The sequence below is a fragment of the Marinobacter sp. tcs-11 genome, assembly GCF_002049515.1.
Taxonomy (GTDB): domain Bacteria; phylum Pseudomonadota; class Gammaproteobacteria; order Pseudomonadales; family Oleiphilaceae; genus Marinobacter; species Marinobacter nauticus.
In genome coordinates this window covers 1-19,308 of sequence record NZ_LLYU01000024.1, presented here as the reverse complement: position 1 = coordinate 19,308, position 19,308 = coordinate 1, and the positions used below count along the sequence as shown (strand labels likewise).

Below are 19,308 nucleotides of genomic sequence, written 5' to 3'. Positions count from 1 at the left end.
AATACTGTCCGGTGACTGGATAAGCGCACCGAAACAGCGTGCATAAGTTTGCACCCCGGTAAGACTTTTGACTATAAGCCTTTGGTTGAAGGCCCCGCATATAGCGAGGCCTTCAGGGGTACTAACTGGTGTCAGAACACCAGTATAGCTGGTGCTGCGAATTTTGCCGGTCAGGTGGCTCTTTGCAGCAACAGGTTCCGGATATGGCCAATTGCCTTTGTGGGGTTCAGGCCCTTCGGACACACACTGACACAGTTCATGATGCCACGGCAGCGGAACACGCTGAACGGATCGTCCAGGTTCGCCAAACGCTCTGCCTGGGCGGTATCACGGCTGTCGGCCAGGAAGCGATAAGCTTGCAACAGACCAGACGGACCGATGAACTTGTCCGGATTCCACCAGAAAGACGGGCAAGCGGTAGAGCAGCAGGCACAGAGAATACACTCGTACAGGCCGTCCAGCTTCTCACGATCTTCCGGAGACTGCAGACGCTCGATGGCTGGCGCGGGGTTGTCATTCACAAGGTACGGCATCACTTTTTCGTACTGCTTGTAGAACAGGCCCATATCAACCACCAGATCACGAATGACCGGAAGACCAGGCAGCGGGCGCAAAACCAGCTTGTTGTTCTTGACCACATCGGAAACCGGTGTGATGCAAGCCAGGCCGTTCTTGCCATTCATGTTCATACCATCTGAGCCGCAAACGCCCTCACGACAGGAACGGCGAAATGCGACAGTCGGGTCCTTTTCCTTGGCCAGCGCCAAAACATCCAGAACCATCAGATCTTTGCCTTCCGGCAACTCAATCTCAACGTCCTGCATGTAAGGGGCGTTGTCAGTTTCCGGGTTATAACGGTACAGACTTACCAACATTTTCAGGATACCCCCTTAGTAGGTCCGGATCTTCGGCTCGAAGGTCGGAACCGTTTTCGGTGCAAAGTTCACGTCACGCTTGCCAACGCGCTTGTCCAGCGGGAAGTACATGGAGTGCTTCAGCCAGTTCTCGTCGTCACGCTCGGTGAAATCGTTACGGGCATGGGCACCGCGACTTTCTTTACGCTCAATCGCAGACTTGGCGGTCGCATAGGCAACTTCGTACAGGTTGTCCAGCTCCAGTGCTTCGATACGGGCGGTGTTGAATGCCTTGCTGGTATCAGTCAGCTTGGTCTTACGAACCCGCTCACCGATTTCTTCCAGCAGCTTCAGACCCTTCTCCATACTTTCGCCGTCACGGAACACGCCGAAGTAGAGCTGCATGCAGTTCTGCAGGTCTTTACGAACCTGAGCCACATCCTCACCCTCACTTGCACTGTCCAGACGCTCCAGACGAGCCATGGCACGCTTGATGTCTTCGTCGCTTGCGCCGTCGACCTCGAAACCACCACGCAGCTGCTCCTCAATGTGCAGGCCAGCCGCACGACCAAAGACCACCAGATCCAGCAGAGAGTTGCCTCCCAGACGGTTAGCACCGTGCACAGACACACAAGCGGCTTCACCGCAGGCAAACAGGCCCGGAATCGGCTTGTCATTGCCGTTTTCATCCTGAGTCAGCGCCTGACCACCAACGTTGGTCGGAATGCCGCCCATCATGTAGTGACAGGTCGGAACCACTGGCACCGGCTCTTTGACCGGATCAACGTGGGCAAAGGTACGGGACAGCTCACAGATACCCGGCAGACGCAGGTTCAGCGTTTCTTCGCCCAGGTGATCCAGCTTCAGCAGTACGTGATCCTTGTCGGGACCACAGCCGCGGCCTTCCAGAATTTCCAGAACCATGGAGCGGGCAACAACGTCGCGACCAGCGAGGTCTTTGGCGTTCGGAGCATAACGCTCCATGAAACGCTCACCTTCGGAGTTGATCAGGTAACCACCCTCACCCCGGCAACCCTCAGTTACCAGCACACCGGCACCGTGGATACCGGTCGGGTGGAACTGCCACATTTCCATGTCCTGAACCGGGAAGCCGGCACGCAGGGCCATACCGATACCGTCACCGGTGTTGATCAGGGCATTGGTGGTTGACGCATAGATACGACCGGCGCCACCGGTTGCCAGAACGGTCGCCTTGGCCTTGATGTAGCAGACTTCACCGGTCTCAATTTCGATACCGACAACACCGACCACTTCGTCTTTACTGTTCTTGACCAGGTCCACGGCGTACCACTCGTTCAGGAACGAAGTGCCGCCTTTGAGGTTAGCCTGGTATAGCGTGTGCAGCAGAGCATGACCGGTACGGTCGGCTGCGGCACAGGTACGGGCAGCCTGACCGCCCTTACCGTAGTCCTTGGACTGACCACCGAACGGACGCTGATAGATACGACCCTGCTCGGTACGGGAGAACGGGAGGCCCATGTGCTCGAGCTCGAACACTGCCTGCGGACCGACGGAGCACATATACTCAATCGCGTCCTGGTCACCGATGTAGTCAGAACCTTTCACAGTGTCGTACATGTGCCAGCGCCAATCGTCGTTGGGATCAGCACTTGCGATCGCACAGGTAATACCGCCCTGGGCGGATACCGTGTGCGAACGGGTCGGAAATACTTTCGTGATACACGCGGTATCGAGACCGGATTCGGTCAGCTGGAGGGCGGCTCGCATACCGGCACCGCCACCACCGATAACAATCGCGTCGAACGACATGGTCTTGATGTTAGCCATCGATTAAAGCCCCCAAAGAATCTGAATGCCCCACACGACATATACAAACATTACGAGCACACAGGCTGCCTGAAGCAGAAAACGCGGCATCGCGGATTTGATGTAGTCGGTAGAAACTGTCCACAAGCCAACCCACGCGTGCCCGGCAATGGACAGCAGCGCAAGCAGACTGAAGATCTTGAACCATCCCTGAGCAAACAATGCAGACCACGCCTGGTAGTCAACATCGGTGGTCACAAAGAAGCCAAGCAGGAACAGCGTGTACAGAGCTAATACGTAGGCTGTTACGCGCTGGATGATCCAGTCCTGAATACCGTTACGACCAATATTCGTTACACTGTTCATGCCCATACCCAGACTCCTGCCAGAACGATGAGAACAACGGAAACCGCAATCGTGGCTTTCGCGGCGAGGCGCCCGCTTTCAAGCTCTTCGCCAATACCAGCGTCCATCAACAGGTGTTTGATACCTGCAACCAGGTGGTACAGCAGAGCAGACAGGATGCCCCAGATGATCAGCTTCGCCAGGAAGCTGTCCAGCAGCTCATTCACCCGGTTAAAGCCATCTTCTCCGGAAAGGGAGAGATCCAGGCCGTACATCAGGAAGGCAACACCTACGAAGATGATGATGCCGCTGATGCGATGCAGGATCGAAGTAATGGCTGGCAGCGGGAAATGAAACTTGCCGAGATCGAGATTTACTGGTCGTTTGCTATTCACAGCGCTCTCACACTCTCTCTTGGTTCCGCGGGACCGCAAAACGGTGGCGGATGGTTGGTATGTTGGGACCGGAGAATCGGTACGATACCGATAACCGATTGGTTCAGGAGGGCGGATGACTACCCGGTAGCTTGCTATACTCAAGCCCATAAGCCGGTGCATCCCCGATTCCGGGCTACGGATTATAAGGAGACACCCCGGTAATTACAAACTTGCAATCGCCCTCCAGGCCTTGCAGCTTGCAGCCTCTACCCATCTATAAGGCTTATTGACAAAACCAATTTCCGCCCCAGGGGCCCGATATTCCGGATATCCCTCATTTACAAACGGGAAGAAATTTGCCGTTTTCTCCGCCAGTGCATTGACAAAAAAAGCTGACGCCCTATATTTTGCCGCCAGTTTTGCGATAATACGCGCTTTCTGGCGCATCTACACATGCAGAAAAGCTGTTATAGCTAATCAGACAGGAGAGCACCATGACCGACAGGAAAGCCACGCTCTCGGTGGGAGATAAGTCCATTGAGCTACCGGTTTATTCCGGCACCGTCGGCCCTGACGTTATTGACGTACGCGGCCTGGTACAGGAAGGCGTTTTCACTTACGACCCCGGATTTGTATCCACCGCAGCCTGCGAATCGGCCATCACATACATCGATGGCGCCAACGGTGTTTTGCTGCACCGCGGCTACCCCATTGACCAGCTGGCCGAGCACTCCGACTTCCTGGAAGTCTGCTACCTGCTGCTGAACGGCGAACTGCCCAGCGAAGAAGAAAACAAGCGGTTCCACGACACCATCAAAAACCACACCATGCTGCACGACCAGATGCGCAACTTCTTCAACGGCTTCCGCCGTGACGCGCATCCAATGGCCATCATGTGTGGCGTTGTGGGCGCGCTGTCTGCTTTCTATCACGACCAGATGGACGTTTCCGATCCCAAGCAACGTGAAATCACCGGCCATCGCCTGATCGCGAAAATGCCGACCATTGCGGCATGGTGCTACAAGTATTCCATGGGACAGCCTTTCATGTATCCACGGAACGACCTGTCCTACGCAGAGAACTTCCTGCACATGATGTTTGGCACTCCGTGCGAAGAGTACAAGCCAAATCCTGTTCTGGCCAACGCCATGGACAAGATCTTCATTCTGCACGCTGACCACGAACAGAACGCGTCCACCTCCACCGTTCGCCTTGCAGGCTCTACCGGCGCCAACCCATACGCCTGTATTGCGTCCGGCATTGCCGCACTCTGGGGCCCGGCTCACGGCGGCGCGAACGAAGCGGTACTGGACATGCTGGCCGAGATCGGCGACGAGTCCAACATCGAGAAGTTCATTGCCAAGGCAAAAGACAAGGACGATCCGTTCCGCCTGATGGGCTTCGGCCACCGGGTTTACAAGAACTTCGATCCACGCGCCAAGGTCATGGCTCAGACTGCCCACGAAGTATTGAGCGAACTCGGCCTGGAAAACGATCCGCTGCTGAAAATTGCCCAGCGCCTGGAAAAGATCGCCCTGGAAGACGAGTACTTCGTTCAGCGCCAGCTGTATCCGAACGTCGACTTCTACTCCGGCATCATCCTGAAGGCCATCGGTATTCCGACCTCCATGTTTACCGTTATCTTCGCCATGTCCCGTACCATCGGCTGGTTCTCCCACTGGAACGAAATGGTCAGCGGTGCCAACCGTATCGGCCGCCCGCGCCAGCTGTACACCGGCTCGCCGAAGCGGGACTACCCGAAGAAGTAAGCACACCACTTGCCTTCAACCAGAAAAAAGCCGCTGACTTCAGCGGCTTTTTTTCATTTCCCGGTCAGTCTTTCACCATGCTAACGACAGTCCGCCGGCAGTAGTTTTTCAACAGCGTTCTGACCATAGCAACTCCAGAATAACCCGTTATCGGTGACCTCCGGTTCCAGAACGATGTATTCCGACTCTCCGGTTTCATCAACCCCCATCTCAATGCCGATCACACCACCGTCATAGACATCGATAGTATAGTCTTCACCAGAGCCCCCGAAGGTACCGCCATAACCAAGCTCCGCCATCGAGCCGGGCCAGGCCTGGTGTTCACTGACATAGGCATCGACAGAATCCGTAACCCCCAAGCCTTCCAGGTAGGCATCCTGATAGCGACTTCTCTCTACGTATTCCTGATACTGAGGAATCGCAACAGCGGCAAGTATGCCGACAATGGCCACCATCACGAGCAAGGACGCAGCCCCTCCCCCAACCCCGAGCCTCGGGACGAACAGAGCGAAGAACCAGGCTAACTTGCTCCGCCCCGGGTGAGATACTTCACGCCCTTCCGACAGGGCAATGGCCGCTGCCATTCGCTTGGTGAGCCAGGGGTAGTCTCCCGTTATTTCGTTGAAGGACATCCAGAAGCCGTTGGTCACAGCCACTTGCCCTACAAATGCGTCCACGTTGATGGTTTGCCAGCGGGTATCGCCAGCAGCGATTGCTGCCAGCGCTGCCTTGATGTCCTCCGGTGACTGACAGCAGGCTACACCGTAGCGATCACACGTGTATTCTTCGGCACGCCGCAACGCCGGCCCGATTACAGGCAGCCAGGCAGCGGGTGCCAGCACCGCGGCCCCCAGGAAAGATGGCGCCGGTGAATATGACCCAACTCATGACCGATGTAGAAATCAATAGCGTCCGGGCGCTCTTCCAACGCATCAACAACATCAGTGAACAGCACAACAAAATGCCGTCCAAGAAACTTGGTCGCAAGTGCATTGAAAAAGTCCGTCCGCAGGAGGTAGGCTTCCGGCACCTCCTTTACCCCAACCTTTTCGCAACAACGAATAAGCCGGTCATAGAGATCCGGATATTGCTCGCGACTGATTCGCACCCCAGACCCCTTCAGGTGTGAGATGAAAGCCGAATGGGCAAAGAGAAAGAACACGTACCCCACCAACAGATACAGCAATACAATACCGAGCGTCCCCAGTATCAGAGCCAGCCAGATGGCCACAGCAAGCACCGCCGTCACCAGCAGCAACGGTTTTTCATGTTTGTATACCAGATTCATTTACTTCCCTCACGAATAAACTACAGGCGGCATCACGGCCTCCCCCATTCGCTGAACAACAAGGATAAGAAGCACCGGGAGACCCAAAAACTGGTTTCTCACGGCCTGTAAGCATCCATGCGGCTAGCCTGCTAAGTATAAGAAGGCCTGGAAGCGCCTGCTATCGTATGCGCCTGAAATAGGCAGATAGTTTACCGGTCTGTGATTAGCGTCATGCCTGCATTGAGCATTCTGTGAGCCCAGACCAATGGATACCCCGCGAACGGTCGAAAAGGGTTTCAATCCTTTCGGCTCGATTTCATAATCAAAGCACACTGACACTCACCGACTGGAGTAAATCAATGACAACAACGGTAGCGTTTATTGGCCTGGGCGTAATGGGTTATCCCATGGCGGGGCATTTGGCAAACGCAGGACTTTCTGTCCGTGTCTGGAACCGGTCTGGCGAGAAGGCAACACAATGGGCGTCAGAACATTCAGGCGCCGCCTGTGATTCGATCGCGCTCGCTGTCAGAGACGCAGATTTTGTCATAACCTGTGTTGGCGCTGACAAAGATCTGATCGAAGTATTTGAAGGCGACGAGGGAATCATCGCAAACGCTCCAGAGGGCGCCATCCTGATTGACCACACGACGGCATCTGCGGGGATTGCCGAACGCCTGGCCGAGTCCGCTGGCGCCCGCAAACAGGCTTTTATCGATGCGCCGGTTTCGGGTGGTCAGCAAGGCGCCCAGAATGGCGCACTCACCATCATGTGTGGCGGCGCCGAGCAGGCGTTCGAAAAAGCCAGGCCGGTCATGGCGCACTACGCTCGTGCGCTCAACCTGATGGGCCCGGCGGGCAGCGGACAGAAAACCAAGATGGTTAACCAGATTGCTATTGCCGGGTTGGTTCAGGGGCTTTCAGAGGCGCTGCACTTTGCCGAACAGGCAGAGCTGGATGTACGCAAAGTGGTGGATGTGATTTCCAAAGGTGCAGCCCAGTCCTGGCAGATGGAAAATCGTTCGGGAACCATGATTGACGGTGAGTTCGATCACGGGTTTGCGGTTGACTGGATGCGAAAGGATCTGGGGATCTGCCTGGAGGAGGCGAGAAAAGTGAATGCGTCGCTGCCGGTTACCGCGCTGGTAGACCAGTTCTACGCAGACGTGCAATCCATGGGCGGGCGGCGCTGGGACACATCGTCTCTCATACAGCGACTACGCAAGTTCCGTTAACGCGGAGTATACGAGAATAACGCACCCTCGCCTTCTCAAAGGCGGGGGTGCGCCCCCATCTGGCCTACTTTTTCTTGTCTCGCGGCACCCAGCGTCCATTTTCATACCACGCTGACCACCCCGTCGCCTTGCCGTCTTTCTCCGACATGACGTACTGCTCTTTTGATTTTCGGCTATAACGAATTACCGTCGGGTTGCCTTCCGGATCCTTTTCCGGGGCATCCATCAGATAATCGTATTTCGGGTCGATTTCCTTGCGGTGCGGCTTGATCTCCATCACCAGTGGCGGCCGGGTTTCCCGATTTTTCGGGAACTTGCTGGCTGCCAAAAACAGGCCGGACGCCCCATCACGCAGTACGTAGGTATCGTCCACCTTATCGCACTTGAGCTCTGGCATCGGCACCGGGTCCATTTTGGGGGGTGCCGGCTCACCGTTCTTCAGCAACTTACGGGTGTTCTTGCATTCGCTGTTGGTACAACCGAAGTACTTGCCGAATCGGCCGGTCTTGAGCTGCATCTCGGAGCCACACTTGTCACACTCCAGCGTCGGCCCATCGTAACCTTTGATGCGGAACGTACCTTCTTCAACCTCGTACCCTGAGCAGTCTGGATTGTTACCGCACACGTGCAGCTTGCGCTTCTCGTCGATCAGGTAGCTATCCATGGCCGTACCGCATTTCGAACAGCGGCGCTTTTTCCGGAGCAGTCGGGTTTCGCCTTCCCCTTCCACGTCGTCATCAGCGCTCACCACTTCGTCACCAGACACCAGGTTAATGGTGGTCTTGCAGCGCTCCTTGGGTGGCAGCGAGTAGCCGGAGCAGCCCAGGAACACGCCGGTACTGGCCACTCGGATCTGCATATTCCGGCCACAGCTCGGGCACGGTATATCGGTTTCCGTGGGGGTATTGGCGCGCATACCGCCATCCGTCTTCTCGGCACTCTCGAGCTGATTACGGAACTTGGCATAGAAGTCGTTCAGCACTTTCTTCCACTGGACTTCACCCTCGGCGATCTCGTCCAGCTCATCTTCGAGGCGCGCGGTGAAATCGTAATCCATCAGGTTCGGGAAGGATTCCGCCAGCCGCTCGGTTACGATTTCGCCCATTTTCTCCGCGTAGAAGCGACGATTCTGAAGCTTTACGTAGCCCCGATCCTGAATGGTGGAAATGATTGACGCATACGTGGACGGTCGGCCGATACCCTGCTTTTCCAGCTCTTTGACCAGGCTGGCTTCGGTGTACCGGGGTGCTGGCTTGGTAAAGTGCTGGGTCGGATCCAGCTTCTTGAGGTTCAGAGGCTGATCCACCTTGATATCCGGCAACGCCACGTCTTCGTCTTTCTTGGTGGACTGCGGCGCAGCCTTCAGGAAGCCGTCAAACTTGACGATTCGACCCCGGGTGCGCAGCTCGTAGTCGCCGTTGGCCACCACAATAGAGGTACTCAGGAATTCGGCATCTGCCATCTGACAGGCAATAAACTGGCGCCAGATCAGGTCGTAGAGCTTCTCTGCGTCCTTTTCCAGGCCGGTAATATCCGTTGGCCTGCGAGCAACATCCGTCGGGCGAATGGCTTCGTGAGCTTCCTGAGCGCCTTCCTTGCTGCCGTAGACCCGCGGCTTCTCAGGCAAATAACGTTCGCCGAACTGCGTCTGAATGAACTCTCGACAGCTGACTACAGCATCCTGGCTGAGATTGGTGGAATCCGTACGCATGTAGGTAATAAAACCGGCCTCGTACAATCGCTGGGCCAGCATCATGGTTTTCTTGACACTGAAACCCATGCGGTTACTGGCCGCCTGCTGCAGCGTGGAGGTAATAAAGGGGGCAGACGGACGGGATCGGGTCGGCTTGTCTTCGCGCTTGGCCACCTTGTAGCCGCCAGCCTTGAGCCGCTCGACGTGCTCCTTGCTCTGAGCCTCGTTGACAGGGCGGTAGGGCTTGTCGTTATAACGGGTTACTTCGAAGCGCACCGGGTCTTTGGCGCCCTCGGCAGCAAGGTCTGCATGCAATTGCCAGAACTCTTCCGGAACAAACTTACGGATCTCCCGCTCCCGTTCCACAATCAGTCGCACAGCGACGGATTGCACACGGCCCGCTGACAGACCGCGGGCAATCTTTGCCCACAACAACGGCGAGACCATATAACCCACAACGCGGTCCAGGAACCGGCGGGCCTGCTGAGCGTTCACCCGGTTGTTATCCAGGTTGCCCGGATCCTTGAAGGCTTCCTGAATCGCCCGCTTGGTAATCTCGTTGAACACCACACGACGGTATTTGTCCGGCTCGCCGCCAATGGTCTCCTGAAGGTGCCAGGCAATCGCCTCCCCTTCCCTATCCAAATCCGTTGCCAGATAGATGTGGTCGGCAGACTTGGCCAAACGCTTGAGCTCGCTGACCACCTTTTCCTTGCCGGGCAGAATCTCGTAACGGGCGCTCCAGTCATGGTCAGGATCAACACCCATACGGGCTACCAATTGCTCCCGGGCCTTACGCTTCTTGTGCTCGGCTTTCTCGTCCGGGCTCATCTTGCGCGTGGCCGCTGCCTGTTTCGCCCGTTCTTTCGGGTCTGACTGGCTGCCACTGCCACTTACGGGCAGGTCACGGATGTGGCCAACACTGGACTTCACGATAAAATCCGAGCCCAGGTACTTGTTGATGGTCTTCGCTTTCGCTGGCGACTCGACAATAACGAGACTTTTACCCATATCGGAGATCTGTATCCTTGGCGATCAATCGGTCAATATCTGAACAGAACCGTAAACTCGCATAAAAATCAGGCAACTGGAAAACACAAAGGCTGCCATTCTGTATAGGCTCACTGTTTTACAGGGTCAAGATTGGCAAGACAACCCATTCTTTGATTTCAATCAGCCTTTTTTCCGGGTTCCGTCGCATTTTGCGCGTCCGGAAACAGGAAGGCCCGGCATATGCCGGGCCTCCTGACTGAGCTCACTAATCAGATACTCCTGATCAGATACGCTCCCACACAGTGGCAATGCCCTGACCAAGACCGATACACATGGTGGAAACACCAAGCTTACCGCCTTTGGCCTGCATGATATTCAGCAGTGTGGTGGAGATACGGGCACCGGAGCAGCCCAGCGGATGGCCAAGAGCAATCGCGCCGCCGTTCAGGTTCACCTTCTCTTCCATGACGCCCAGCAGTTTCAGGTCTTTCAGAACCGGCAGGGACTGGCCAGCAAAAGCTTCGTTCAGTTCCCAGAAGTCGATATCTTCAACTTTCAGGCCTGCACGCTTCAGCGCCTTCTTGGTGGCCGGTACCGGACCGTAACCCATGATCGCGGGATCGCAACCAGCCACGGCCATGCTGCGGATCTTGGCAATCGGGGTCAGACCCAGAGCTTCTGCCCGCTCAGCGGACATCAGCACCATGGCAGACGCACCATCGGTCAGCTGGGAAGAGGTACCGGCAGTCACCGTACCGTTTTTCGGATCAAATGCCGGGCGCAGCTGGCCAAGGGACTCAGCTGTGGTTTCCGGACGAATGGTCTCGTCTTCTTCGATCAGCTTCACAAAGCCGTTTTCGTCGTGGCCTTCAATCGGAACGATTTCGTTCTTGAAGCGGCCTTCCTGGGTGGCCTCGTGGGCCAGGCGATGGGAACGGGCGCCGAACTCGTCCTGCTGCTCACGGGTGATACCGTGCATCTTGGCCAGCATTTCCGCGGTCAGGCCCATCATGTTGGATGCCTTGGCGGAGTACTTGGAAGCAGCCGGGTTGTGGTCGAAACCTTCGGTCATGGGTACGTGGCCCATGTGCTCAACACCACCGACCAGGAACACATCACCGTTACCAGTCTGGATAGCCTGCGCCGCGGTGTGGATAGCGCTCATGGCGGAACCACACAGACGGTTTACGGTCTGGGCAGCAGACTCGTGCGGGATACGGGTCAGCAGGGAAATCTGCCGCGCCACGTTAAAGCCCTGCTCCTTGGTCTGGTTTACACAGCCCCAGATCACATCTTCTACTTCTTTCGGGTCGAGCTTCGGGTTGCGCTCAAACAGTGCTTCAATCAGCGCAGCCGACAAAGTCTCGGCACGTACGTTGCGGAAACAGCCGTTTTTGGCACGACCCATCGGAGTCCGCACGCAATCGACGACGACAACGTCTCTCGGATTAAGGCTCATAGATCTTTCTCCGTTCGGAAATCTCGTTAGGGTTAGCCAAAGAACTTCTTGCCAGTCTTGGCCATTTCACGCAGCTTCTCGGTCGGCGCGTACAGCGGGCCAAGATCTGCGTACTTGTCTGCCAGTTCGACGAACTTGTCGACGCCCATGTCGTCGATGTAGCGCAATGCACCACCACGGAACGGAGGGAAGCCGATACCGTAGATCAGGCCCATGTCTGCATCGGCCGGGTCTTCAACAATGTTGTCTTCCAGGCAGCGAACGGTTTCCAGGCACAGAGGAATCATCATGCGGGCGATGATTTCTTCTTCATCGAAGTCTTTGCTGCCGTCAACCACAGGCTCGATCAGCTTGTAGGTTTCTTCGTCGACAACCTTCTTCGGCTTGCCCTTCTTGTCTTCTTCGTACTTGTAGAAGCCCTTGTCGTTCTTCTGGCCGTAACGGTTGTTCTCGAACATCACGTCAATGGCAGACTTGAAGTCGGCCTTCATGCGCTCGGGGAAACCGTCAGCCATAACTTCGTTGGCGTGCTTGGCAGTATCCATGCCGACAACGTCCAGCAGGTAAGCCGGGCCCATGGGCCAGCCGAACTTTTCCATCACCTTGTCGATCTTCTGGAAATCGGCGCCGTCACGTACCAGCGCGGCAAAACCACCGAAGTACGGGAACAGAACACGGTTAACCAGGAAGCCCGGGCAGTCGTTGACGACGATCGGGGTCTTGCCCATCGCTTTGGCGTAGGCAACCGTAGTCGCGATAGCGCGGTCACTGGTCTTCTCACCACGGATAACCTCAACCAGCGGCATCATGTGCACCGGGTTGAAGAAGTGCATGCCACAGAAGTTCTCCGGACGCTTCAGGTTTTTGGCCAGAAGGTTGATGGAGATAGTGGAGGTGTTGGAGGTAAGAATGGTGTCTTCGCGAACTGCATCTTCAGTTTCACGCAGAACAGCATCTTTCACCTTGGGATTCTCAACAACCGCTTCAACCACCAGGTCGACGTTCTTGAAGTCGCCGTAGTTGAGGGTCGGAGTGATCGCGTTCAGCACGTCGCCCATCTGGCCGGCGTCCATCTTGCCCTTGGCAACACGCTTGGACAGCAGCTTCTTGGCTTCATTCAGGCCCAGCTTGATGCCGTCCTGATTGATGTCCTTCATGATGATCGGTGTGCCCTTCAGTGCAGACTGGAACGCAACACCGCCACCCATGATTCCGGCACCCAGTACAGCGGCCAGATTCACATCAGAAGCTTCTTTTTCCCAGGCACTGGCTTTCTTCTTCAGGGCCTGGTCGTTCAGGAACAGACCAACCAGACACGCGGCAACATTGGTCTTGGCCATCTTGGCAAAGCCTTTGGCCTCTACCTCAATCGCCTTGTCGCGGGTCATGCCGGCATGCTTCTGCATGGTCTTGATCGCTTCCACAGGCGCCGGGTAGTTCTTGCCAGCCTTGCCGGCCACGAACGCCTTGGAAATCTCGAATGCCATCATGCTTTCCATGGCATTGAGCTTGATCTTGCCTTTCTTTTCTTCACGGCGAGCCATGTGGTCCAGCTTGCCTTCATTGCACTGCTTGATGATCGCAACGGCAGCTTCAACCAACTTGTCAGCGCCAACAACAGCGTCAACAGCACCGGTTTTCAGAGCGGCATCAGCGCGGTTTTCAGTACCACCAGCAATCCACTCAACCGCATTGTCCACACCAACCAGGCGGGACAGGCGAACCGTGCCGCCAAAGCCCGGGAAGATACCCAGCTTCACTTCCGGCAGACCTACCTTGGCCTTGGGAGCCATGACACGGTAGTCGGTCGCCAGACACATTTCGAAACCACCACCCAGAGCGATACCGTTGATAGCGGTGACCGTCGGGAACGGCAGGTCTTCAATGGCGTTGAATACTTCGTTGGCCTTGAGGTTATTGGCCACGAGGTCTTCCTCGGAACCGGCAAACAGCTCGGTGAACTCGGTGATATCGGCACCGACAATGAAGCTGTCCTTGGAGCTGGTTACTACCAGGCCTTTCAGGTTCTTCTGGGATTTGAGTGCTTCAGCTGCGGCGCCCAGCTCTTCGATGGTGAGACGGTTGAACTTGTTGACTGACTCGCCTTGCAAGTCGAAGTCCAACTGAGCGATCCCGCCTTCGATCTCTTTAACCGTGATGGCTTTACCTTCGTAAATCATCAACTGATCTCCAGTCTGTGTTTGGAACTGCTGACAACCGGCGGGCGTTAGCCACCATGCCGGCTGTTTGTGCAGCGAGATTTCGGTCACTGCCCGATCTTCCGATCCAAAAATTCATACAGTCGTTTGAATCGTGAGGGCACACGATGAAAAAAAAAGACGCGTTTGTCAATTTGTTTCTGAATGAAACCTGCAGAAAAAAGGGAGCTGACTCTGTAAGCGCCGGAAACTACTTGATTAGCCGGCAGACTTACTTTAACTTCGGGTTACGACTTTAGTCCACAATAATAAAACAGCATTACGGAGACTCATCCGATGAAAGACGCCCGCCTGCGGATCCAGTCGTTGATTGCCGCGTTCATTCTTCTCGCCCTGACGGCTTTGAGCGCCAAAGCCCAGGAAACCGGAGCAGAGTTTCTGTCTGACCTCCACGATTTCCGGGTCAACAATTACCTTGCCCTCGATGCCTTTTACAACTTCAGTGCGACCGGCGATACCGAAACGCTGAACCGGATCGTTGTCGGAATCAACAACTCCAACGACGCCATGAATTCCGTAGTGGCGAGCACCAGCGGCGTTCTTTCTGAACAGCAGATTGAGGAACTGAACCAGGCCTTCGACCAGTTCAAGAATCTGATGCGCGGCAACATCAATGAGGTACGCGACCGGGGCTATCCGGATCTTCGCCTGATGGCCGACCTGGCAAACCAGGCCCTGAGTATGAATAACCTGGCTACCGAGCTCTATTCGGTAGCACAGGAAAGCAGCGGAATTAAGGCGGATACCCGTATTGAGTCGGCTCGTTCAGCCGCTGTAGTCATGGCCCAGATGATGGCCCGTTATGCCGCAAGAACGCACTCGTCCGTCGCCCAGACCTTCCAGGGAGCTTCCAGCGAAGTTCCGCTCGACGAGCAGGCCAAGACATTCGATCAACTCCTGTCCTCACTCAGGGCCGGCTCAACAAACGGCGAACTCAAGACTGCCCTGGACGATGTCGCTTCCAAATGGCAATTCATCCGTGGCTCGTACATCAACTACAACGAGAACAACGTGGGCTTTGTGATTGATCGCTACTCCAAAGGCATCATTGAAGGCCTGACCAACGCCATTGACCTGCTGCGCGCCAGCGCCTGACGCTCTTCCGGGGTGAGCGGCCAGCTCACCCCAGCCAAATCCCTCCCCCGGTTGATACCGGTCAGCATGACAAAACACTTTCCCCGGTATACTCTCGGTACTATTCTGAACATATTCCCCAAGTACGAAGGAGCGCTAAGTTATGTCCACCTATAAGAAAATGCTGGTTGCCATTGATCTGACCGAAGAGGCACCACAGGTTCTGAACAAAGCCAAGGCAATGTGTGATGCTCAGGGAGCCGAGTTGCTGCTGGTTCACGTTGTTGAGCCGGTTGGCTACGCCTATGGTGGCGATATTCCTATGGATCTGTCTGAACTGCAGGATCAGTTGGACAAAGCCGCTCGTGAACAGCTGGGCAAGTATGGGGATGAATATGGTATTGCGGCGGCCAACCAGGTGGTAACCGTCGGCCGGCCAGAATCGGAAATCCACCGGCTGGCCAAGGAGCACAACGTTGATCTGGTGATCGTGGGAAGCCATGGCCGTAAAGGCTTTCAGTTACTGCTTGGCTCAACGGCCAACGGTGTTCTTCACGGCACGGAGTGCGATGTACTGGCCATTCGTATTCATTGATACTCGCGATGGGAGGGGGAAGGCTCTAGCCCTCCCCCTTCATTCTGGCCTGAAGCTTCCTGAGCTGGCTTTCCAGAGAAACGCTGACACTGGAGGCCATTGAGAAAAAGTTGAGCAGTGCTTTCAGATTACTGTCGCCCTTGCAAACAGCGTGTATCCGCTGCCAAAGCGCCTGATTCACCAGCTGCAATCGCTGGTTACGCTCCACCAGACCTTTCAGTTCCCAGTCCGCTTCCTGCTGATTCCGCTTTGCGAAAAGCTGTTGAAGCAGATAATACCCCACACTGCGCATCACAAATTCGTCACTGTTGGCAAACGGCAGGTGGTGGAGTGCCATCGGCTTGAGCTCCGAAAGCACAGGACAGCCACTGGTAGCCATCTTGAGCCCCAGCAGAGAACGCAACGCCTCTTCCAGCGTCGTCTGCTTGAAATAGGAGCGGCGCTCGTCCGTCACGGTTACATCCACTTTCTGATACGCGTCTTCCGCCTGAAACGCCTCTACGACCGGCAGAATCTCGGTTGCCGCCGGGCAATACGGGGTCTCGCCAGGCTTCAGCGGGCAGTTCGAACACTGACAATGTTCGAGACGAACCCAGGCCGGCAGTGACTGACCCTGTGGCGGCGAGGAGGACTCCCCACTTACCTTGAACTCGATATCGCGGCCATCCTGAAATTTGAAATTGTAATTTATGTTCATTGGTTCGCCTGTTCTTCCAGCTCCATCCACCGTTCAATCACCGACTCCAGGCGAGACTCCGTTTCCGCCAGTTGTTCCAGAGTGGCCGATACATCTTCCGGTGGGCCTGAATAAAAATCCGGTTCAGAAATTTTATCCTGAAGATTAGCTACCTGCTGCTCCAGTTGTTCGATTTTGCCGGGCAATTGTTCCAGCTCAAGTTTAAGCTTGTAGCTCAGTTTGACGGGCTTTGATTTTGCCGACTGCCCCACAGTACCGCCATCCTGACCTGGCTTTTTACCGGAACTGTCGGGCTTATCACGCTTATCCTGTTTGTCCAGTCGGCTTCCCGATGTTTCAGAGGGAAAACGACCACCTTGCCGACGCCAATCGGTGTATCCACCCACGTATTCCATCACTGCCCCGGAACCATCCAGGAAGATGGTGTCGGTCACCACGTTATCGAGAAATTCACGGTCGTGGCTGATAACAATCACGGTGCCCTTGAACTCTGAAAGCTGCTCTTCCAGCAATTCCAGGGTTTCGACGTCAAGATCGTTGGTAGGCTCGTCCAGTACCAGAATATTGGCTGGCTTACTGAACAACTTGGCCAGCAAAAGCCTCGCACGCTCACCACCGGAGAACACACGCACAGGAGAGCGTGCCCGTTCCGGGGTAAACAGAAATTCCTGCAAATAACCCAAAACATGCTTGCTCTGACCATTGATATCGATGAATTCCCGGCCCTCAGCCAGGTTATCCAACGCATTTCTCTGGAGATCCAGCTCTCCCCGCAGCTGGTCAAAGTAGGCGACCTGAAGATTCGTTCCCAGCCGGATACTACCCTCAGTGGGTGTCAGCTCACCTAACAACAGGCGTACGAGGGTCGTCTTGCCCGTGCCATTCTCACCAACCAGTCCGATCTTGTCGCCCCGGAGAACGGTGAGATCCATATTGCGAACCACCGGCTCGCCATCGACATAAGAGAATCCGGCATTGCTCGCTTCCGCAACCAGCTTGCCCGAAATATCCGCCTGCTCCACGGCAAAACTGGCGGTGCCACCCCTCACCCGACGTTGCCTGTGCTCTTCCCGCATCGCTTTGAGCGCTCTTACCCGCCCCATATTCCGGGTGCGGCGAGCCTTGATCCCCTGGCGGATCCAGGCTTCTTCCTGTTTCAGGCGCTTGTCGAAAAGCGCGTTCTGGCGCTCCTCTTCTTCCAGCGCTTTTTCCTTAAGCTCCAGATACCGGTCATAACTGGCCGCAAAACTCACCAGCTGCCCCCGGTCCAGCTCCACGACGCGAGTGGCCATTCGCCGGATAAACGCACGGTCATGACTGACAAACAACATGGCCCCTCGGAACTGCGATAACGCCTCTTCCAGCCACGCAATGGCGGGCACATCCAGATGGTTGGTTGGCTCATCCAGCAACAGAATATCCGGGTCTGCCACCAATGCCCTGGCCAGAAGCACCCGGCGCTGCCAGCCCCCGGAAAGGGTATTCAGCACCCGATCCGGATCCACACCATATTGACCCAGAATCGTGGTTACCTTCTGGTCAAGCCGCCAGCCGTCCAGAGATTCCAATCGTTCCTGAACCTTCATCAAACGCTCAAGACTGGATTCGTCCGCCTTTTGGGATAGCCGGTGGAATTCCGCCAGCAGATCCCCGGTTTCCGGAAATGCGGAGGCCACCACATCATAGGCTGTACGAGTGTCATCCGATGGCAGGCTCTGGGGCAGTACCGACAATACAGAGCCATCTTCCAGGCGCACCACGCCGCCGTCCGGCGTCACTTCCCCGCTGACGATTTTCAACAGCGTGGATTTCCCCTCCCCGTTTCGGCCCAACAGACAAACCCGTTCACCGGGGTCAATGGTTAGGCTTGCCTCATCCAGCAATGGATGCATGCCATAAGCGAGGGAGATCCGGTCTAGCGTTAACAGTGGCACTGTATCAATTCTCCTGATTCAAAACGGTTACCTTGTCGCCCACAGCAATCACACCCGGTTTTTGATGCACAGCATTCTGCCCAAAAATAACGCCGTCCTGGGTCTTTCGATAGCTGGCCAGAGTCTTGAGGGGCTGAGTGGCGGAATCTTTCTCGCCAGTATCCGGATTGACCGTGGTCATCACACAACGGGAGCAGGGTTTGACAAGATCCAGCCGGCTTTCACCAACGCTGACGCTCCGCCAGGTGTCTTCCGCCCAGGCCCCCGCCCCCTCAACCACAATGTTCGGCCTGAAGCGACGCATATCAACCGGGGATTCGAGACGGGAATTGAGCTCATCCAGAGACGACTGGTTAACCACCAGCAACGGGAAGCCATCGGCAAAACCCACTCGACGTTCAGCACTGACACGATCAGGATCCACCCTCCGGAAACAGCTATCAGGCATATAAACCAGCCTGAGCGTTTCTCCGCAATAGCGGCTCAAAGCCTCACCAGCGCGGCCGGCTCCGGCAGTGGCCACCACCTGATCACGCCAGACCGTCACTTCCACCGCGTCAGAGCCCACCTCGAGAGGGAAAATCCCCTCGCCAGGCACATCAATAACGATCACTCCATCTTGCAGAGCCGTTGAAACATTGGCGAGCTGAGGCAACCGACGCTGAGTGACGAAGCGGTTATCCCCATCAACAATCATCCAGCGGCGATCACCTTGCGGGCCGAAATCATCCAAGCTGAAACGGGACACTTCGATTCCAGCCAACGATTTGACCGGGTAGATATAGAGGGTTTTCACCTTCATGGCTTCGCCTTCCTCAGTTGCCGGATTATTCAGGAAATGGCTGCCGAGTATAACTGACGAGACAGAGGTAGTGAGTGATTTTGCGAGGCTATAAACGAAGAAACCCGGCCTGAGGCCGGGTTTCCGAATTCTGGAGCGGGAAACGAGATTCGAACTCGCGACCCCAACCTTGGCAAGGTTGTGCTCTACCAACTGAGCTATTCC

At 55.7% G+C, this 19,308-nt stretch carries 17 protein-coding genes; 4 read left to right on the top strand and 13 right to left on the bottom strand.

Annotation, left to right across the window (positions count from 1 at the left end):
• Window positions 1-170: 170 nt before the first annotated feature.
• The 5 genes from ARC85_RS17465 to ARC85_RS17445 form a co-directional block, all read right to left on the bottom strand.
• Entirely contained in the window at window positions 171-875 is a 705-nt protein-coding gene (locus ARC85_RS17465) for a succinate dehydrogenase iron-sulfur subunit (RefSeq protein ID WP_011784661.1), read from the bottom strand.
• A gap of 15 nt (window positions 876-890) precedes the next feature.
• Window positions 891-2,663 carry a succinate dehydrogenase flavoprotein subunit gene (gene sdhA, locus ARC85_RS17460; RefSeq protein ID WP_011784660.1) on the bottom strand — a complete coding sequence of 591 codons (1,773 nt, stop codon included), beginning with the start codon at window positions 2,661-2,663 and terminating at the stop codon, window positions 891-893.
• 3 nt (window positions 2,664-2,666) lie between these two features.
• The gene (sdhD, locus tag ARC85_RS17455; protein ID WP_011784659.1) at window positions 2,667-3,008 is read right to left on the bottom strand and encodes a succinate dehydrogenase, hydrophobic membrane anchor protein; all 342 of its coding nucleotides are present in this window, start codon (window positions 3,006-3,008) and stop codon (window positions 2,667-2,669) included.
• Window positions 3,005-3,382: a succinate dehydrogenase, cytochrome b556 subunit gene (sdhC, locus tag ARC85_RS17450; RefSeq protein ID WP_011784658.1), complete on the bottom strand. Its 378-nt coding sequence runs from the start codon at window positions 3,380-3,382 to the stop codon at window positions 3,005-3,007. The genes sdhD and sdhC overlap by 4 nt, the downstream gene beginning before the upstream one ends.
• A 204-nt stretch (window positions 3,383-3,586) precedes the next feature.
• On the bottom strand, window positions 3,587-3,811 hold the full coding sequence (locus ARC85_RS17445; RefSeq protein ID WP_014421719.1) for a hypothetical protein: 225 nt from the start codon (window positions 3,809-3,811) through the stop codon (window positions 3,587-3,589).
• A 47-nt stretch (window positions 3,812-3,858) separates the two neighbouring features.
• Here ARC85_RS17445 and gltA point away from each other — a divergent pair, with 47 nt between their 5' ends.
• On the top strand, window positions 3,859-5,133 hold the full coding sequence (gene gltA / locus ARC85_RS17440; RefSeq protein WP_011784657.1) for a citrate synthase: 1,275 nt from the start codon (window positions 3,859-3,861) through the stop codon (window positions 5,131-5,133).
• A gap of 80 nt (window positions 5,134-5,213) precedes the next feature.
• Here gltA and ARC85_RS17435 read toward each other — a convergent pair whose 3' ends face one another.
• Window positions 5,214-5,975: a pilin gene (locus tag ARC85_RS17435; RefSeq protein WP_049756860.1), complete on the bottom strand. Its 762-nt coding sequence runs from the start codon at window positions 5,973-5,975 to the stop codon at window positions 5,214-5,216.
• The gene (locus ARC85_RS17430) at window positions 5,945-6,421 is read right to left on the bottom strand and encodes a M48 family metallopeptidase (RefSeq protein WP_049756858.1); all 477 of its coding nucleotides are present in this window, start codon (window positions 6,419-6,421) and stop codon (window positions 5,945-5,947) included. The genes ARC85_RS17435 and ARC85_RS17430 overlap by 31 nt, the downstream gene beginning before the upstream one ends.
• A gap of 341 nt (window positions 6,422-6,762) precedes the next feature.
• Here ARC85_RS17430 and ARC85_RS17425 point away from each other — a divergent pair, with 341 nt between their 5' ends.
• Window positions 6,763-7,638: an NAD(P)-dependent oxidoreductase gene (locus tag ARC85_RS17425; RefSeq protein WP_011784656.1), complete on the top strand. Its 876-nt coding sequence runs from the start codon at window positions 6,763-6,765 to the stop codon at window positions 7,636-7,638.
• Window positions 7,639-7,702: 64 nt separating this feature from the next.
• Here the strand turns inward: ARC85_RS17425 and topA are convergent, their stop codons facing one another.
• The 3 genes from topA to fadB form a co-directional block, all read right to left on the bottom strand.
• A complete protein-coding gene (gene topA / locus ARC85_RS17420) occupies window positions 7,703-10,342 on the bottom strand; it encodes a type I DNA topoisomerase (protein WP_286715623.1) in 2,640 nt (879 codons plus the stop codon).
• A gap of 265 nt (window positions 10,343-10,607) precedes the next feature.
• A complete protein-coding gene (gene fadA, locus ARC85_RS17415) occupies window positions 10,608-11,783 on the bottom strand; it encodes an acetyl-CoA C-acyltransferase FadA (RefSeq protein WP_011784654.1) in 1,176 nt (391 codons plus the stop codon).
• Window positions 11,784-11,815: 32 nt separating this feature from the next.
• Complete coding sequence (gene fadB, locus ARC85_RS17410; RefSeq protein WP_153740168.1) at window positions 11,816-13,963, bottom strand: fatty acid oxidation complex subunit alpha FadB; 2,148 nt, start codon at window positions 13,961-13,963, stop codon at window positions 11,816-11,818.
• 315 nt (window positions 13,964-14,278) lie between these two features.
• Between fadB and ARC85_RS17405 the strand changes: the two genes are divergently transcribed.
• A complete protein-coding gene (locus ARC85_RS17405; RefSeq protein WP_222533652.1) occupies window positions 14,279-15,097 on the top strand; it encodes a hypothetical protein in 819 nt (272 codons plus the stop codon).
• 142 nt (window positions 15,098-15,239) lie between these two features.
• Complete coding sequence (locus ARC85_RS17400) at window positions 15,240-15,671, top strand: universal stress protein (RefSeq protein ID WP_011784651.1); 432 nt, start codon at window positions 15,240-15,242, stop codon at window positions 15,669-15,671.
• A gap of 25 nt (window positions 15,672-15,696) precedes the next feature.
• On the opposite strand, the gene ARC85_RS17395 is transcribed toward ARC85_RS17400, so the two are convergent.
• From ARC85_RS17395 to ARC85_RS17385, 3 genes are read right to left on the bottom strand one after another with little or no spacing between them, the layout of a single operon-like run.
• Window positions 15,697-16,368, bottom strand: a complete 672-nt coding sequence (locus ARC85_RS17395) for a DUF6901 family protein (RefSeq protein WP_011784650.1) — start codon at window positions 16,366-16,368, stop codon at window positions 15,697-15,699.
• Window positions 16,365-18,302, bottom strand: a complete 1,938-nt coding sequence (locus tag ARC85_RS17390) for an ATP-binding cassette domain-containing protein (protein WP_286715622.1) — start codon at window positions 18,300-18,302, stop codon at window positions 16,365-16,367. The genes ARC85_RS17395 and ARC85_RS17390 overlap by 4 nt, the downstream gene beginning before the upstream one ends.
• 4 nt (window positions 18,303-18,306) lie before the next feature.
• Window positions 18,307-19,104, bottom strand: coding sequence for an MOSC domain-containing protein (locus ARC85_RS17385; RefSeq protein ID WP_286715621.1), 798 nt, complete (start codon window positions 19,102-19,104; stop codon window positions 18,307-18,309).
• Window positions 19,105-19,308 lie beyond the last annotated feature (204 nt).

Coding starts and splice junctions, on each gene's coding strand:
- ARC85_RS17465 (WP_011784661.1), bottom strand. CDS start 875: ATGTTGGTAAGTCTGTACCGTTATAACCCGGAAACTGACAACGCCCCT.
- sdhA (WP_011784660.1), bottom strand. CDS start 2,663: ATGGCTAACATCAAGACCATGTCGTTCGACGCGATTGTTATCGGTGGT.
- sdhD (WP_011784659.1), bottom strand. CDS start 3,008: ATGAACAGTGTAACGAATATTGGTCGTAACGGTATTCAGGACTGGATC.
- ARC85_RS17445 (WP_014421719.1), bottom strand. CDS start 3,811: ATGCGCCAGAAAGCGCGTATTATCGCAAAACTGGCGGCAAAATATAGG.
- gltA (WP_011784657.1), top strand. CDS start 3,859: ATGACCGACAGGAAAGCCACGCTCTCGGTGGGAGATAAGTCCATTGAG.
- ARC85_RS17430 (WP_049756858.1), bottom strand. CDS start 6,421: ATGAATCTGGTATACAAACATGAAAAACCGTTGCTGCTGGTGACGGCG.
- ARC85_RS17425 (WP_011784656.1), top strand. CDS start 6,763: ATGACAACAACGGTAGCGTTTATTGGCCTGGGCGTAATGGGTTATCCC.
- topA (WP_286715623.1), bottom strand. CDS start 10,342: ATGGGTAAAAGTCTCGTTATTGTCGAGTCGCCAGCGAAAGCGAAGACC.
- fadA (WP_011784654.1), bottom strand. CDS start 11,783: ATGAGCCTTAATCCGAGAGACGTTGTCGTCGTCGATTGCGTGCGGACT.
- fadB (WP_153740168.1), bottom strand. CDS start 13,963: ATGATTTACGAAGGTAAAGCCATCACGGTTAAAGAGATCGAAGGCGGG.
- ARC85_RS17405 (WP_222533652.1), top strand. CDS start 14,279: ATGAAAGACGCCCGCCTGCGGATCCAGTCGTTGATTGCCGCGTTCATT.
- ARC85_RS17400 (WP_011784651.1), top strand. CDS start 15,240: ATGTCCACCTATAAGAAAATGCTGGTTGCCATTGATCTGACCGAAGAG.
- ARC85_RS17395 (WP_011784650.1), bottom strand. CDS start 16,368: ATGAACATAAATTACAATTTCAAATTTCAGGATGGCCGCGATATCGAG.
- ARC85_RS17385 (WP_286715621.1), bottom strand. CDS start 19,104: ATGAAGGTGAAAACCCTCTATATCTACCCGGTCAAATCGTTGGCTGGA.